At 71.3% G+C, this 15,172-nt stretch carries 13 protein-coding genes; 9 read left to right on the forward strand and 4 right to left on the reverse strand.

Annotated elements, in window-relative coordinates:
- Positions 1–49 precede the first annotated feature (49 nt).
- The 4 genes from QWY84_RS00920 (at position 50) to QWY84_RS00935 (ending at position 7,114) form a co-directional block, all read left to right on the forward strand.
- A complete protein-coding gene (locus QWY84_RS00920; RefSeq protein ID WP_290200540.1) occupies positions 50–1,951 on the forward strand; it encodes a propionyl-CoA synthetase in 1,902 nt (633 codons plus the stop codon).
- Positions 1,952–2,052: 101 nt separating this feature from the next.
- Positions 2,053–4,716, forward strand: coding sequence for a bifunctional acetate--CoA ligase family protein/GNAT family N-acetyltransferase (locus QWY84_RS00925; RefSeq protein ID WP_290200541.1), 2,664 nt, complete (start codon positions 2,053–2,055; stop codon positions 4,714–4,716).
- Between the two features lie 125 nt (positions 4,717–4,841).
- Positions 4,842–6,395: a methyl-accepting chemotaxis protein gene (locus QWY84_RS00930; protein WP_290200542.1), complete on the forward strand. Its 1,554-nt coding sequence runs from the start codon at positions 4,842–4,844 to the stop codon at positions 6,393–6,395.
- 149 nt (positions 6,396–6,544) lie between these two features.
- Entirely contained in the window at positions 6,545–7,114 is a 570-nt protein-coding gene (locus QWY84_RS00935) for a DUF2726 domain-containing protein (protein WP_290200544.1), read from the forward strand.
- Between the two features lie 12 nt (positions 7,115–7,126).
- Here the strand turns inward: QWY84_RS00935 and QWY84_RS00940 are convergent, their stop codons facing one another.
- Positions 7,127–8,080 (reverse strand): 2-hydroxyacid dehydrogenase, encoded by a 954-nt coding sequence (locus QWY84_RS00940; RefSeq protein WP_290200546.1) that lies wholly within the window; start codon positions 8,078–8,080, stop codon positions 7,127–7,129.
- Positions 8,081–8,190: 110 nt separating this feature from the next.
- Between QWY84_RS00940 and dusB the strand changes: the two genes are divergently transcribed.
- Both dusB and QWY84_RS00950 read left to right on the forward strand, forming a co-directional pair.
- Positions 8,191–9,171 carry a tRNA dihydrouridine synthase DusB gene (dusB, locus tag QWY84_RS00945; protein ID WP_290200547.1) on the forward strand — a complete coding sequence of 327 codons (981 nt, stop codon included), beginning with the start codon at positions 8,191–8,193 and terminating at the stop codon, positions 9,169–9,171.
- Entirely contained in the window at positions 9,168–9,536 is a 369-nt protein-coding gene (locus QWY84_RS00950; protein ID WP_290200550.1) for a DnaJ domain-containing protein, read from the forward strand. Before dusB ends, QWY84_RS00950 begins: the two co-directional genes overlap by 4 nt.
- A 34-nt stretch (positions 9,537–9,570) precedes the next feature.
- Here QWY84_RS00950 and QWY84_RS00955 read toward each other — a convergent pair whose 3' ends face one another.
- A complete protein-coding gene (locus QWY84_RS00955) occupies positions 9,571–10,467 on the reverse strand; it encodes a DMT family transporter (RefSeq protein WP_290200551.1) in 897 nt (298 codons plus the stop codon).
- 144 nt (positions 10,468–10,611) lie between these two features.
- On the opposite strand from QWY84_RS00955, the gene QWY84_RS00960 reads away from it, so the two are divergent.
- The 3 genes from QWY84_RS00960 to lipA all read left to right on the forward strand — a co-directional run bounded on the left by QWY84_RS00960 (position 10,612) and on the right by lipA (position 12,779).
- A complete protein-coding gene (locus QWY84_RS00960) occupies positions 10,612–11,298 on the forward strand; it encodes a J domain-containing protein (RefSeq protein WP_290200552.1) in 687 nt (228 codons plus the stop codon).
- Positions 11,295–11,624, forward strand: a complete 330-nt coding sequence (locus QWY84_RS00965) for a hypothetical protein (protein ID WP_290200553.1) — start codon at positions 11,295–11,297, stop codon at positions 11,622–11,624. Before QWY84_RS00960 ends, QWY84_RS00965 begins: the two co-directional genes overlap by 4 nt.
- A gap of 147 nt (positions 11,625–11,771) precedes the next feature.
- The gene (gene lipA, locus QWY84_RS00970; protein WP_290200555.1) at positions 11,772–12,779 is read left to right on the forward strand and encodes a lipoyl synthase; all 1,008 of its coding nucleotides are present in this window, start codon (positions 11,772–11,774) and stop codon (positions 12,777–12,779) included.
- A 276-nt stretch (positions 12,780–13,055) separates the two neighbouring features.
- Here lipA and QWY84_RS00975 read toward each other — a convergent pair whose 3' ends face one another.
- Positions 13,056–14,450 carry a PhoH family protein gene (locus QWY84_RS00975; RefSeq protein ID WP_290200556.1) on the reverse strand — a complete coding sequence of 465 codons (1,395 nt, stop codon included), beginning with the start codon at positions 14,448–14,450 and terminating at the stop codon, positions 13,056–13,058.
- 73 nt (positions 14,451–14,523) lie between these two features.
- Positions 14,524–15,108, reverse strand: coding sequence for a chalcone isomerase family protein (locus tag QWY84_RS00980; RefSeq protein WP_290200557.1), 585 nt, complete (start codon positions 15,106–15,108; stop codon positions 14,524–14,526).
- Positions 15,109–15,172 lie beyond the last annotated feature (64 nt).

The raw sequence follows: 15,172 nt of genomic DNA on the forward strand, positions 1-15,172 counted from the left end.
CTTCCGCGGCCACCAAGGGCGCACCGTTGCGGTACTGGAGGAGACAGGCATGAACTACGCAGCGCTTTACCAGCGGTCCATCGACGACCCGGAAGGCTTCTGGGGCGAGCAGGCCCAGGCCCTGGACTGGTTCCGTCCGCCGCAGCAGGTCCTCGGCCGGGACGACCAGGGTCTGCACCGCTGGTTCCAGGGAGGCGAGCTGAACATGGCCCATCTCGCCCTGGACCACCACGTCAACCAGGGCCGGGGCGGCCAGACCGCGATCATCCACGACTCCCCGGCCACCGGGACCCAGCAGCGCTACACCTATACCGAGCTGCGCGACGCCGTGGCGACCTGCGCCGGGGCCCTGCGCGAGCTGGGCGTGGCCAAGGGCGATCGCGTGGTGCTGTACATGCCCATGATTCCCGAGGCCGTCATCGGCATGCTGGCCTGCGCCCGGCTGGGCGCCATTCACGCGGTGGTCTTCGGCGGCTTCTCGCCCCACGAGCTGGCGGTGCGCATCGATGACGCGGCGCCGCGGGTCATTCTCACCGCGGGCTGCGGCATGGAGTTCACCCGGGTCATCCCGTACAAGCCCCTGGTGGACGAGGCCATCAGCCAGGCGCGGCACAAGCCGGAAGCGGTGGTGGTCAAGGCCCGCCCGCAGGCCGATGCCGAGCTCCAGCCCGGCCGCGACCACGACTGGGACGCGCTCATGGCGGGGGCGAGCCCGGCGGACCCGGTGCCTGTGGATGCCACCCACCCGCTGTACATCCTCCACACCTCGGGCACCACCGGGAAGCCCAAGGGCGTCCTGCGCGACACCGGCGGCTATGCCGTGGCCCTGAACTTCAGCATGGGCGCCGTCTACGACCTGCACCCGGGCGAGGTGTTCTGGACCGCCTCGGACGTGGGCTGGGTGGTCGGCCACTCGTACATCGTCTATGCACCGCTGATCCGCGGCTGCACCTCCGTGGTGTACGAGGGCAAGCCGGTGAAGACCCCGGACGCCGGCGCCTTCTGGCGGGTCATCGCCGAGCACGGCGTGAAGACCTTCTTCACTGCGCCCACGGCCTTCCGGGCCGTCAAGAAGGAGGACCCGGACGCCCGCCACATGGCCGATCACGACCTGAGCTGCCTCAAGGCGCTGTTCCTGGCCGGCGAGCGCCTGGATCCGCCCACCTACGACTGGCTCAAGCGCATCACCGGCGGGCGGCCGGTGATCGACCACTGGTGGCAGACGGAGACCGGCTGGCCCATCGCCGCCAACCCGCTGGGCATCGAGCCCCAGCCCGAGAAGAGCGGCTCCGCCACCTTCCCGGCACCGGGCTACCAGGTGGAGATCCTGGCCCCGGGCGGCGAGCGCCTGGGCCGCGGCGAGCAGGGGCACATCGCCATCCGCCTGCCGCTGCCGCCCGGCTGCCTGCCGACCCTGTGGAACGACGACGCCCGCTTCCGCTCCTCGTATCTGGAGCGCTTCCCCGGGTACTACGACACCTCCGACGGCGGCTACATCGACGAGGACGGTTATCTGTTCGTCATGGGCCGGGTGGATGATGTCATCAACGTGGCCGGGCACCGGCTGTCCACCGGCGAGATGGAGGAGATCATCGGCAGCCACGAGGCGGTGGCGGAATGCGCGGTGGTGGGCATCGCCGACGAGCTCAAGGGCGAGATGCCCGTCGGCTTCGTGGTGCTCAAGGACGGCGCCGAGGTGGATCACGGCACGCTGGAGACGGACCTGGTGGAGATGGTCCGCCGCAACATCGGCGCCTTCGCCTGCCTGCGCAGCGTGGCCATCGTGCAGAAGCTGCCCAAGACCCGCTCGGGCAAGGTCCTGCGCAAGAGCATCCGGCAGCTCTCCTCCCAGGCCGAGGTCCCGGTGCCGCCGACCATCGACGATCCGTCCAGCTTGGACGAGATCCGCGACGCCATGCACGAGCAGGGAATCGGGCAGCACAAGGGCTAGCCCGTTGTCGGCCGGGGCCGCCCGCACCTGCCGGCACCGCGGGCCCGGCAAGGAAGCATGCGCACGTCGCGCCACCGGCACAGCGGCATCGGGGGAAGGCCATGGGCACCCACTACCTGGAACACTTCTTCCGCCCGGAGAGCATCGCCGTCGTGGGCGCCAGCGAGACCCCGGGATCCGTGGGTGAGCAGGTCATGCGCAACCTGCTCGACGCCGGTTTCCGGGGCGCCATCAGCCCCGTGAATCCGCGCCACGGGGAGGTCCACGGCCTGGCCTGCGCCCCGCGGGTCCGGGCCCTGGAGCATGCCCCGGACCTGGCCGTCATCTGCGTGCCGCCCCGGGCGATCCACCAGGTCGTGGAAGAATGCGGGCGCCACGGCATCCGCGCGGTGGTCATCCTGGCCGCCGGCATGGGCGAGTCCGGCACCGGCGTCAAGCGCCTGGAGCAGGCGGTCATGGCCACCGCGCGCCGTCACGGCGTGCGCGTCATCGGCCCCGACTGGGTCGGCCTGATGCGGCCGCACCTGGGCCTGAACGCCACGTTCTCCCGCAGCCGTGCCCTCCCCGGGCAGCTGGCCCTGGTCTCCCAGTCCGGGGCACTCACCTCCGCCGTCCTGGACTGGGCCGAGAGCCGCCGGGTGGGCTTCTCCACGGTCTGCTCCCTGGGCGACACCACCGACGTGGACTTCGGCGACGTCCTCGACTACCTGGCGCTGGACCCGGAGACCCGCAGCATCCTCCTGTACGTGGAAACCATCACCGACGCCCGGCGCTTCATGGGCGGGCTGCGGGCCGCGGCCCGGCTCAAGCCCGTCATCGTCATGAAGGTGGGCCGGCAGCAGGAGAGCTACCGGGCCACCAGCTCCCACACCGGCGCGCTGGTCGGTGCCGACGACGCCTTCGACGCCGCACTGGGACGCGCCGGCGCGGTGCGCGTTCCCACCATCGGGCAGCTGTTCGCCGCCGCCGAGCTGCTGGCCAGCGGCAAGCGCCTCGCCGGCGACCGCATCGCCGTGATCACCAACGGCGGCGGGCCCGGCATCATCGCCACCGACCTCCTGGTCGAGCGCCAGCTCCAGCTGGCCCGCCTGGGCGAGAAGACCCTGGCCGCCCTGAACCGGCACCTGCCGGCCCGCTGGCCCGGCGACAATCCCGTGGACGTCCTCGGCGACGCCGACCCGAAGCGGTTCGCCGCCGCACTGGACGCCTGCCTGGACGACGACAACGTCGACGGCGCCCTGGTGATCCTCGCGCCCCAGGCCCGGACCGACCCGGAAGGCACGGCCGAGCAACTGTGCCAGGCCGACACCCGCCGCAAGCCGGTGCTGGGCAGCTGGATGGGGGGCAGCCGCATCCGCACTGCCCGCGAGCGCTTCACCGCGGCGGGCTTTCCCAACTTCGCCACCCCGGAGAACGCCACGGAGGCGCTCTCGGCCCTGTCGCGCTACCGGCGCAGCCAGGCGCTGCTCATGCAGCTGCCGGATGCCGCCAGCGCCCGCTCCGAGCCCGACCTGCAGACGGCCCAGGAGGTCATCAGCCGGGCCCTGGAGGCAGGACAGACGCGGCTCACGCCGTTGCAGTCGAAGACGATGCTGCAGGCCTTCGCGATTCCGGTGACCACCACGATGGTCGCCCGCTCGGCGGAGGAGGCCCGCGATGCCGCGCAACGCCTGGGGCTGCCGGTGGCCATGAAGATCAACTCGCCGGAGATCACCCACAAGGCCGCCGTGGACGGCGTGCGCCTGAACCTCGTCGACGGCGAGGCGGTGGCAGCCGCCTACACGGATATCCTCGAGGCGGTCCGGAAGGCGCGCCCGGACGCGGCCGTCGACGGGGTCTCCGTGGAGCCCATGCATACCCCCCGGCACGGCAGCGAGATCATGCTCGGCGTGGTCCGCGACCCGGTGTTCGGCCCCGTGATCAGTTTCGGGGCGGGCGGCTCCATGGTGGAAGTCATCCGCGACCGCGCGGTATCGCTGCCGCCGCTCAACGACTTCCTGGCCCGGGACCTGATGGCCCGGACCCGGGTCGGCCGCTTTCTGCAGCTGGACCAGGACAGCCACCTGCGCCGCGAGCTGGAGCATGCGCTGCTGCGCCTGTCCGACCTGGTGTGCTCCCTGCCGCGGGTCACCGACGTGGACATCAACCCCGTCATCGCCGACGCCCAGGGCGTGGTGGCCGTGGACGCCCGCATCCACGTGCGCGACAGCCGCAGCGACGGCTACGGGCACATGGCCATCATGCCCTATCCGCGCCACCTGGCGCGCCGGGAGACCCTGCCCGGCGGCCACGAGGTGCTCGTGCGGCCGATCCGGCCGGAGGACGCGGAAATGGAGCAGGCGTTCATCGAAGGGCTCTCGGACCGCTCCCGGTACTACCGCTTCATGGACCACATGGGGCATGTCGGCCTGGCCATGCTGGTGCGCTTCACCCAGATCGACTACGACCGCGAGATGGCCCTGGTGGCCGTTGACGACAGCGGCGAGACACCGCGGCAGGTGGGCGTCGCCCGCTACGTCACCAACCCGGACGGGCGCAGCTGCGAGTTCGCCGTGGCCGTCGCCGACGACTGGCAGGGGCGCGGGCTGGGACGGCGGCTCATGGAGCGCCTCATGACCGTGGCCCGGGAACGCGACCTGGATCGCATGGAAGGCCAGGTCCTGGCCGAGAACCGGGGCATGCTCGGCCTCATGGACCGCCTGGGCTTCCGGCGCCAGCGCATCCCCGGGGACTACAGCGTGGTCCAGGTGGAGCGTTCCCTGTAACGTGACGCGCTTCCTGCGACGCTTACCCCTAAAGATGTATTCTGCCCTGCCGATCACGTCATCGGCCCGGATGCGGCAGCACCCCCGGCAAAGAACACATCCATCCGCTTCATCAAGGGATATCCATGCGCAGGAACCTTCCCGTCACCGGCCGCGAACACGTCTTCGACACCGAGGCCCGCCTGATCAGCACGACGACCCTCAAGGGCGTCATCCAGCACGTCAACGACGACTTCTGCCGGGTCGCGGGATTCTCCCGGGACGAGCTCATCGGCCAGGCGCACAACATCATCCGGCATCCGGACATGCCGCCCGCCGTATTCCAGGATTTCTGGGACACCCTCAAGGCCGGCGAGCCGTGGATGGGCATCGTCAAGAACCGCTGCAAGAACGGCGACCATTACTGGGTCAGCGCCTACGTCGCGCCCATCTACGAGCAGGACCGGATGGTCGGCTACCAGTCGGTGCGCACCGCACCGGACCGGGACGACGTCCGTCGCGCCGAGAAGGTCTACCGCGAGCTGTGGCGTGCCCGGCGGATCCGCCTGCCGTCTCCGGGGCTGCGGGGACGGACCGCGGCCGGAATCGGTGCCGGCGTCGTTGCCGGGCTCGGAGCGGGGAGCATCGGTGGCGGCATGGGTGCCGCCGTTGCCGGTCTCGCCCTGGTGCTCGCCTGGCCGGCGGCCCTGGCGGTGACCGCGCGGGTGCGCCGCGCCAGCCAGGCCGCACGGGCCACGTTCGACAACCCGGTTGGCCGGCGCGTCTATGGCGGCGCCGACGACGAGGCCGGTCAGGTGCATCTCAGCCTGGCGATGCAACAGGCCCGGGTGCGGACGCTGCTGGGGCGGGTGGGCGATGTCACCGGTCAGCTGCACGACACCGCCCGGGCCTCCGAGGACGCCGCAGGCCGCAGCGGCAGCGCCATCGCCGCGCAGCAGGACGAGATGGCCCAGGTCGCCACGGCCATGAACGAGATGTCGGCAACCATCCAGGAGGTCTCGCGCAACACGAGCCACGCGGCGGACCGGGCGGGTGACGCCCACGGTCGCGCCGCGGACTGCCATCGTCTGGTGGAGGAAACCGGCAGCGCCATGAGCCGCCTGGCCGATGAGACGCACAGCGCCGGCGAGGCCATTCGCAGCCTGATCCGCAGGACCGAGGGAATCCACGGCATTCTCGACACCATCCGCGGAATCTCGGAGCAGACCAACCTGCTGGCGCTCAACGCCGCCATCGAGGCCGCACGGGCCGGCGACAGCGGGCGGGGATTCTCCGTGGTCGCCGAGGAGGTGCGCAAGCTCTCCGCCCGGACCGGCGAGGCCACCACCGAGATCGAGTCGGTGCTCGGCGAGCTGCGCACCGGCGCCGAAGAGGCCGGTACCGTCATGGACCGCGGACAGGCCTCCAGCCAGCGGGTCCAGGAGCTCACGGACCGGGCCGCGGACGCCGTCCAGGGCGTGCTGGCGGCCGCCAACGACATCAGCGACATGAACACCCAGATCGCCAGCAGCGCCGAGGAGCAATCCGCCACGGCGGAGGAGATCAACCGCAGCGTCAGCCAGATCAACGAGGCGTTCACGGAAACCGCCAGCACCGCCACCGGCGCACGGGAGACCGCCGAATCCCTCACGCGGATGGTCGCCGAGCTGGACAGCCTGGTGCGCCAGTTCCGGGCCTGACCCGCCTTTCAGGACGTGGAATTCACCACACCTGCGCTCGCGCGCCCTGTCGGCATGAGGAGACGGTATTCAGGCCCCCCGCAGGCGGGTACCATGACCAAGCTCAGGGTTCTCTCCAAAACCCGCCACGCGAACCGCGCCTCGTACCCATGGACACGGTCTACACCCCTGCCGCCGTTACCGCGCTCCTGCTCCTGCTGGCGTTCTTCGTCTGGACCGCCCGCCGTCGCCGGCGTACCCCGCGCATCAGCGTGCGACCGCGGGAAGTGCTCACCGCCGCGCAGCAGCGGCTTTACCGGACCCTGTGCGCCGGCCTGCCCAATCACTACGTTCTGGCCCAGGTCCCGTTCGCCGCGTTCCTGGAGCCGCGCGGCCAGGGGCAGCAGCCGCCCGTGCCGCTGAGCGGGCAGTGGGCGGACTTCCTGATCTGCGACCAGGCCTTCAGGGTCATCGCCGTGGTGGAGCTCGGCGCCGGGCAGCGCAGCGCCCAGCATGACGAGCTCCTCCGTGATGCGGCCCTGCCCCTGATCCGCTGGCAGGACAACGCCCTGCCCGATGCCAGCGAGGTGCGGGAGACGGTGCGCGACCTGGAATCACTGCGGACCCTGGGCGAGCAGGTGGGCGACCCGGAGCCCGGCCCGGGATCGGCCGCCGCCGACCCGATGGATGCCGATGACGCCGCCGCCGGCGGCGGGCGGCGCCGCGAACCCCATCTCTGAATCCCGCCGGGCTCAGTCCACGCGGCGAACCGCCCGGCCCCGGCGGAAGGCGCCGATGTTCTCCGCCATCTGGCCGACGATGCGCTGGCGCGCCTCGCGGCTGCCCCAGGCGGAGTGCGGGGTGACGATCAGGTTCGGGATATCCGGCTCCAGCAGCACGTTGCCGTTGCGCGGCGGCTCCTCCGTGAGCACGTCGAACCCCGCCCCGCCGATGCGCCCGGCCCGCAATGCGTCGGCCAGGGCCTGCTCATCCACCAGGCCGCCCCGCGAGGTGTTGATCAGCAGCGCGTGGGAGGGCATGGCCGCCAGCTCCTGCGGCCCGATGAGCCCGCGCGTGGCCTCCGTCAACGGGCAGTGCAGCGACAGCACGTCCACCTGCGGCAGCAGCTCCTCCAGCGGAACGCGATCCGCCTCCGGCTTGCCGCCGGGACGCTGGGCCACCCGGACGTCCATGCCGAACGCCCGGCCGAGCTCGGCGACGCGTCCGCCCAGCGTCCCCAGGCCCACGATCCCCAGCGTGCGCCCGGACAGCTCGACAATAGGGTAGTCCAGCAGGCAGAACTGGGTGCTGCGCCCCCAGTCGCCGCGGGCCACCGCCCGCTGGTAGTCGAGCATGTGGGTCGCCAGGGCCAGCATCAGGCCGATGGCGTGCTGCGCCACCGAGTCGGTACCGTACCCCTGGCAGTTCGCCACCGCGACCCCGGCCTCGCGGCAGGCTTCCACGTCGATGTTGTTGACCCCGGTGGCGGCGACGCAGACGAGCTTGAGATCCGGCAGGTGCGCCAGGCTCTCGCGGTCGATCACTACCTTGTTGACCACGGCGACCTCGGCGCCGGCGAGCCGCTCCACCACCTCGGCGGGCGCCGTACGCTCGTGGTACACCAGCTCGTCCACTGCGGCCTCCAGGCCACCCATGTCCAGATCATCCCGATCCAGCGACTCGCGATCCAGAAAAACGGCCTTCACAGGCTTCTCCCTCGTTTCGTCGTACCGTGCCGATGCGCCGTCGCGCTCGTTTTGCCGCTTCCCCGGGCTTGGTATGATTCCCGGTTTACGGCGGACGTGCGGATGCGCCCATGCAGATCGGCCCCTACACCCTCGACGGCAACGTGGTCCTGGCCCCCATGGCCGGGGTTACCGACCGGCCCTTCCGCGTGCTGTGCCGGGTCCACGGGGCCGCCCTGGCTGCTTCTGAGATGGTCCACGCCAGCGCCCGTTTGCGCAACAGCCGCAAGAGCCGCCTGCGCGCCGACCACCGCGGCGAGCCCGCCCCGCGGGTGGTCCAGATCGCCGGCGGCGAGCCCGAGATGCTGGCCGATGCCGCCCGCGCCAACGTCGCCGGCGGCGCGGAGATCATCGACATCAACATGGGCTGCCCCGCCAAGAAGGTCTGCAACCGCCAGGCAGGCTCCGCCCTGCTGGCCGACGAGGGGCTCGTGGCGGCGATCCTCGAGGCGGTGGTCGACGCCGTGGACGTCCCCGTGACCCTCAAGATCCGCACCGGCCCCGATCCGGAGCGCCGCAACGGCGTGCGCATCGCCGAGCTCGCCCAGCGCGCCGGCATCGCCGCGCTGGCAGTGCACGGGCGGACCCGGGCGGCCCTGTACAACGGCCGCGCCGAGTACGACACCATCCGCGCCATCCGGCGCGCCACCACCCTGCCGCTTTTCGCCAACGGCGACATCGACGGCCCCGAGGCCGCCGCACAGGTGCTGGAGTACACCGGCGCCGATGGCGTCATGATCGGCCGGGCGGCCCAGGGGCGCCCGTGGATCTTCCGGGAGATCCAGCACTACCTGGACACCGGCAACCATCTTGCCCCGCCGTCCGCCGGGACGGTGCGGGATCTGCTCCTGGAGCACGTGCAGGCCCTGCACGCGTTCTACGGCCCGGAGCAGGGCGTGCGGGTCGCGCGCAAGCACATCGGCTGGTATCTCGCCGGCCGCCCCGACGGTGAGGCGGCCCGAAGGGAGCTGGTGCGTCTCACGGGCCCCGACGAGCAGCTGGAGCGGATCCACGAATACTTCCTGGGGCGGACCGGGAGTGCCGCAGCATGAGCGGGGCGAGGCGCTGGTGGCCCGCCATGGCGGGCATGGTGGCCGGCTACTGGTTCCTCGGGGCCGTAGGGGGCTTCGCCGGCCTGGGTGCCGGCTGGTGGTGGGCTCGCAGCCGCGAGAAGGATCGCGAGGCCCGCCAGGCCCTGCCCCCGGACCTGGCCGCGGCCTACCGCACGCTGGGCGTCTCGCCCCGGGCCGGCGAGGAGGCCGTGAAGACCGCCTACCGCCGGCTCATGAACCGCCACCATCCGGACAAGCTGCCGGCGGACAGCGACGCGGCGACCCGCAGCGAGGCCGGCGACAGGGCCAGGGAAATCCGCCAGGCCTACGAGCGCATCCGCGCCAGCCGCGATTCCCGGGACTAATGTCCCGTTAACCCGCGTTCGTTGGCGCTCCCCGTCATGCCGGCATCCGCCGCTCGTAGCTCCGCTGCAGGTGCAGCCCGTAGCCGGCGTGCGCGGCCAGCGTCAGCAGGATCAGCCCGCCGCCCAGCAGCGTCGCCCCCGGCGGCTCCTCGCCCAGGAACAGCCATACCCAGAACGTGCCCAGGACGGTCTCCACCAGCAGGAACAGCGACACCTCCGCCGACGGCAGGTATTTCGTGGCCTCGCCCATGAGGCCCAGGGCCATGGGCATCTGGATCAGGCCCATGACCGCCAGCGCCGCGACGCCCGCGGCGGGGACCGCAGCCGGGCTGGCGAACGGAAGAGCCAGCAGGCAGCCGATGGCGCCGCCGCCGGCGACGATGGCCATGCGATCCACCCCCGGGGTCCGCCGCAGCAGCGTGAAGTTCGTCCCCGCCGCCAGCGCCGCGCCCAGGGCGAACAGATCACCGACCCAGCCGCCGAAATCCACCGAGCCGCCGAAGACCAGGACAATGCCCACCAGGCACAGGAGGATGGCGACCCAGGTGCGCGGCGGCACCCACTCGCGCAGGAAGATGCCCGACAGCAGGGCCGCGAACATGGGCGCCGCCGACAGGATCACCACGACGTTGGCCACCCGGGTGTTGAGCACCGCCAGCACGAACAGCAGCAGGGTCGCGGCGAATCCCGCGCTGGTGGCCCAGCCCGCCCAGCCCGCGCGGGCGACGCACTGCCACGCCCACTCGCCGCGCCACAGGCGCAACACCATGGTCATGGACACGGCCATGAGCAGGCCGCGCCAGAAGATCACCGTCGCGCCCTCGGCCATGGCCAGCCGCACCAGCAGGGCGTCGAAGCTCAGGGCGATCACCCCGACCAGGGCCAGCATCGTCCCGCGCCGGTGGTCGACCGCCCCCGGGGCCTGCGTCATTGCGTACCTCCCGCCGTTCCACGTGCCTTCGCACCACATCGGTGCGGGCGCCAGAATACCCGTTCCCGGCATGTCTTGCATCCGCGGCGGCCGGCCGCACAATGAGTCACGAACCCTCGTCGATTCGCCACCTGCGGAGACGCCTTGCTCCAGCTGCTCGTAGCCGCCGCAGTCCTCGGACTCGTGGTCTATGCCTTCCTGCCGGCGGACCGCCGGCGCGCCTGGGGGCGCAAGGCGCTGCTCTGGGGCGGTGCCGGCTTCCTGGTGCTGATGCTGGTCACCGGACGGCTGCACTGGCTGTTCGCCGTCCTCGCCGGCCTCTGGCCCCTCGCCGCCCGGCTGCTGCCGCTGGTCCGCGCCTGGCCGTGGCTGCGGCGCTGGCTGGGACGTGGACCAGCGGCGGCGGACGCCGCCGGCAATCAGCTCCGCGCACGCCTGCTGACGCTGACCCTGGGGGACGGCGACACCCTGGCCGGCCTGGTCCACGCGGCGCCGTGGGAGAACGCCCGCCTCGAGGACCTGTCCCTGGACCAGCTGCAGGCGCTGCTGCGCTACTGCGAAGCCCGGGACGCGGCCTCGGCCTCCCTGCTCCGCGCCTACCTGGACCGCCGGCACGGCGCCGCCTGGCACGGCCGGGGCCCGCAAGCCGACCCCGGCCCGATGACCCGCGAGGAGGCCTGTGCCATCCTGGCGGTGCCGCCCGACGCCGCCCGCGAGACCATCGTCGCGGCCCACCGCCGCCTCATGCAGCGCCTGCACCCGGACCGCGGCGGCTCGGATTACCTGGCGGGGCGCATCAACGCCGCCAAGCGACGCCTGCTGGAGCCGTGAGCGACACAGCCGACCCGAACCAACCGGTATGCGCCCTGTGCGGCCGCGCCGAGCGCCTGACGCGGCATCACCTGATCCCGCGCACACGCCACCGCAACCGGCGGGTGCGGCGCCACTACACCCTGGACACGCTGCACAAGGCCGTAATCCACGTCTGCCGCCCCTGCCACAGCCACATCCACCGGGTGCTCTCGGAGAAGGAGCTGGAGCGCGAGTACAACACGCTGGCGGCGCTGCAGGGGCACCCGGAGATCCGGCGCTTCGTGGCCTGGATCCGCGACAAGCCCCCGGGCTTCAAGCCCCGCTCGCCGGGCCGCCGCGGTTGATTCCCGTCATCCGGTCCGCCGCGCGCGTGCCGCGTTTCCCGCCGGGAACAGGCGCCCGTCGCCGGGGGCATTTGTCTGCAATGCGGCTGTGCGTCACACTTGTATCAACTGTGAGCCGCGATTTGCGAGCGATAGCGGGAGACCCGAATGAGCCGATTGAAGGACATTCCCGTGGTGGTCAGCGGGAGCAAGTTCCGCACCGAGCACGGTTTCAGCGCCATCAAGAACGGCGTCAAGCAGCAGCGCAATGCCGCACCGGTGCCGCGGGGCGATAAGCCGCCGTGGCTGCGCGCCCGGGTACCCACGGGCAAGGGCTATAGCGAGGTCAAGCGCACCGTGCGCGAGCACCGCCTGAGCACGGTCTGCGAGGAATCCATGTGCCCGAACATCGGCGAATGCTGGAACGCGGGCACCGCTACCATCATGCTCATGGGCTCGGTATGCACCCGGGCCTGCCGCTTCTGCGCCGTGGACACCGGCAACCCCGGCGGCTGGCTGGATCCCGAGGAGCCGGCCAACACGGCCGAGTCCGTGCGGCTCATGGGCCTGAAGTACGTGGTCCTGACCTCCGTGGACCGGGACGACCTGCCGGACGGCGGCGCCGGTCACTACGCCGACTGCGTGCGCGCCATCCGCGCCGAGAATCCGGAAACGGCGGTGGAGGTGCTCACCCCGGATTTCTGCGGGCGCTCCCACGACATCGAGAAGGTGGTCGATTCCGGCATCTCCGTGTTCGCCCAGAACGTCGAGACCGTCCGCCGGCTCACGCACCCGGTCCGCGACCCGCGCGCCTCGTACCAGCAGACGCTGGACGTGCTCGCCCACGCCAAGGCCCACCGGCCGGACGTGCTCACCAAGACCAGCCTCATGCTGGGCCTGGGCGAGACGGACGAGGAGATCGACGAGACGATGGACGACCTGCGCGCCCACAACGTGGACATCGTCACCTTCGGCCAGTACCTGCGCCCGACGGTGAACCACCTGCCCGTGGAGCGCTACGTCACGCCGGACCAGTTCGCCATGTACCGCGAATGGGGGCTGGCCAAGGGCTTCCTGGAAGTCGTCTCCGGCCCGCTGGTGCGCTCCAGCTACCGCGCCGAGCGGGTGCTGGAGAAGAACAACGTGGGCCTGGGCGACGAGAAGGAATCGGCGTAGGTCCGGTGGGTCCGGCCCGTGGCCGCGCCGGGGCATTCCGGCCGGGCTCCGGAGTTCCGCTTACGGCCCCCTGCTTCCTCCGAAGCAAGGGGCCTATCCTCCGCTCCGGCCTGGCCGGCTGACAGCACATCCCTGTGCTGACAGCCGGTGGCGGCATCCCTGCCGCCACCCCTGCGGGGCCGGACGGCCTGCGCTCCGGCGCTCCACGAGTCGCCCGGCCGGAATGCCCCGGCGCGGCCACGGGCCGGAATCGCACCCGGGAACCGCCTCAGCGGCTCAGAGCACGTCCTCCGCCTGCAGGGCCAGCCGGGAGCGCTCCACCTCCTGGAGGGTGACGTGGGCCGCGTGGGGCCAGCGGCGGAAGCGCTGGACCAGGTACGTCAGGCCGCAGGTGGTCTCCGTGAGATAAGGGCTGTCGATCTGGCGCACGTTGCCCAGGCAGATGATCTTGGTGCCCCGGCCGGCGCGGGTGACCAGGCTCTTGATCTGCTTCGGCGAGAGGTTCTGGGCCTCGTCGATGATCAGGTAGGTGTCGTTGAACGTGCGCCCGCGCATGAATACCGGCGAGCGGAACAGGATGCGGCCGGCGAGCATGTCCTTGCCGGCGGCCGCGGTCCAGCTGTCCTCGGTGCGCAGCAGCTCCTCCAGGTTGTCCTGGATGCCGCCCATCCAGGGCGCCATCTTCTCCTCTTCGGTGCCCGGCAAGAAGCCGATGTCCTCCCCCATGGGCACTGTCTCCCGGGTGACGATGATGCGCTCGAAGCGGCGGTCGTCGTAGAGCTGGTGCAGCCCCGCGGCCAGGGCCATGTAGGTCTTGCCGGTACCCGCCTGGCCGGCGATGGTCACCAGGTCGATGGCCGGGTCCAGGAGGATGTTGAGCGCGAAGTTCTGGCGCGTGTTGCGGCCGTTCACGCCCCAGATGCCGCCGCGGTCGCCGCGATGGCTGCGGCAGACCTCGAGCACCGCGGCATCGCCCTCGTGCTCGCGTACGATGGCCTCGAAGCCGCTGTGCTCGTTCTCGCAGACGAGAAGGCCGGGATACCACTCGGACACGGCCGGCCCGGCCACCCGGTAGAAGGTCTGGCCGCCGTCCTTCCAGGAGGTGACATCGGCGCCCAGGTCGTCCCAGAACGTCGGCCCGCCGACGTGCACGCCGCTGGTCATGGCCGCGATGTCGTCCAGGACCTGATCGTTGCGGTAGTCCTCGACGCGGATGCCCAGGGCCGCACACTTCACGCGCAGGTTCACGTCCTTGCTGACCAGGATCACCGCTTCTTCGGGGCGCGCGCTCTGGGCCTCGCGCACTTCGGCGATGATCCGGTTGTCGGCGGACTCCCGCTCCAGGCCCGGGATCTCCCGGTCCGCCCCGCGCATGAGGAAGTACAGCCGCCCGGGCGCCACGTCCGGGTCCGGCGGCTGCCCGACCGGAATGCCCTGCGCCACCGCGCCCTGGTCCATGCGGTCGAGAAGCGTGCCGAGCGTCCGGGTCGCCTGGCGTGCGCTGCGGGAGACATCCGTGCTTCCGCTCTTGAGCCGATCCAGCTCCTCGAGCACCGTCATGGGGATGATGACGCTGTGCTCCTTGAACTTGTACGGCGCGCCGGGATCGTGAATGAGCACGTTGGTATCCAGCACGTAGGCGCGCAGGCCGTCGGTCTCGGTGCTGCCCATTCTTCCCTCCGCAGTTCCGCGTCCGTCTACGTCCAGCATAACGCCGCGGCAATGACGGCGCGATGACCATCGGCTAGGTGCCGCTCCCCCCGAGCAGGTCGGCCTTGAGGCTGTCCGACAGCGGCATCTCCCCCAGCCAGATGCCCAGGTACGCCCGGGCGAAGTCCGCACCGCTGACGGTTCCCTGCAGCTCGCCGTTGCGGTACAGGCGGGACGCCTCGCCGTCCGGGTGGTACTCGTAGGCATAGCGGTCGCCTTCGCCGACATCCTCGTACAGGGCGTTGAACGCCTCGAAGCGATCGGCGAAGGCCGCGCGCTCGGCCGCGGAGTACTGCTCGGCCAGTACGACGTCCGTCGCCTCGCGGATATCCACCGCCGCCACCGAGCGCAGGTAGGTAATCTCCAGGCGCCGGGGGACATTGCGGTCCAGGAGATCATCCGGGGGAACATCGCCGGGGCCGTACAACGCGGCCACGTAGACCCGGAAGATCCCGGCATAGCGGGCAACGCCGTGGCCGAACCGGACCAGCTCCGTGTCGGCGACCGTCGCCGTCGCCGGGATCTCCACGCCCTGGCTGGTCACCGCCTCCGCCTGCGCGGGTCCGGCGCCGACCAGTAGCGCCAATCCCAGGACCCAGCCGGTGATTGCTCGTGTCATGCCGGTATGCTCCTTGTCGGTAAGCGGGTACTGCGTCTAATCTATACATTTATTATACAATAAT

The sequence above is a fragment of the Aquisalimonas lutea genome (genome assembly GCF_030409225.1).
Lineage (GTDB): Bacteria > Pseudomonadota > Gammaproteobacteria > Nitrococcales > Aquisalimonadaceae > Aquisalimonas > Aquisalimonas lutea.

Excerpts from the sequence above, each read along its gene's own strand:
- QWY84_RS00920 (WP_290200540.1), top strand. The coding sequence starts at position 50 with ATGAACTACGCAGCGCTTTACCAGCGGTCCATCGACGACCCGGAAGGC.
- QWY84_RS00925 (WP_290200541.1), top strand. The coding sequence starts at position 2,053 with ATGGGCACCCACTACCTGGAACACTTCTTCCGCCCGGAGAGCATCGCC.
- QWY84_RS00930 (WP_290200542.1), top strand. The coding sequence starts at position 4,842 with ATGCGCAGGAACCTTCCCGTCACCGGCCGCGAACACGTCTTCGACACC.
- QWY84_RS00935 (WP_290200544.1), top strand. The coding sequence starts at position 6,545 with ATGGACACGGTCTACACCCCTGCCGCCGTTACCGCGCTCCTGCTCCTG.
- dusB (WP_290200547.1), top strand. The coding sequence starts at position 8,191 with ATGCAGATCGGCCCCTACACCCTCGACGGCAACGTGGTCCTGGCCCCC.
- QWY84_RS00950 (WP_290200550.1), top strand. The coding sequence starts at position 9,168 with ATGAGCGGGGCGAGGCGCTGGTGGCCCGCCATGGCGGGCATGGTGGCC.
- QWY84_RS00955 (WP_290200551.1), bottom strand. The coding sequence starts at position 10,467 with ATGACGCAGGCCCCGGGGGCGGTCGACCACCGGCGCGGGACGATGCTG.
- lipA (WP_290200555.1), top strand. The coding sequence starts at position 11,772 with ATGAGCCGATTGAAGGACATTCCCGTGGTGGTCAGCGGGAGCAAGTTC.
- QWY84_RS00975 (WP_290200556.1), bottom strand. The coding sequence starts at position 14,450 with ATGGGCAGCACCGAGACCGACGGCCTGCGCGCCTACGTGCTGGATACC.
- QWY84_RS00980 (WP_290200557.1), bottom strand. The coding sequence starts at position 15,108 with ATGACACGAGCAATCACCGGCTGGGTCCTGGGATTGGCGCTACTGGTC.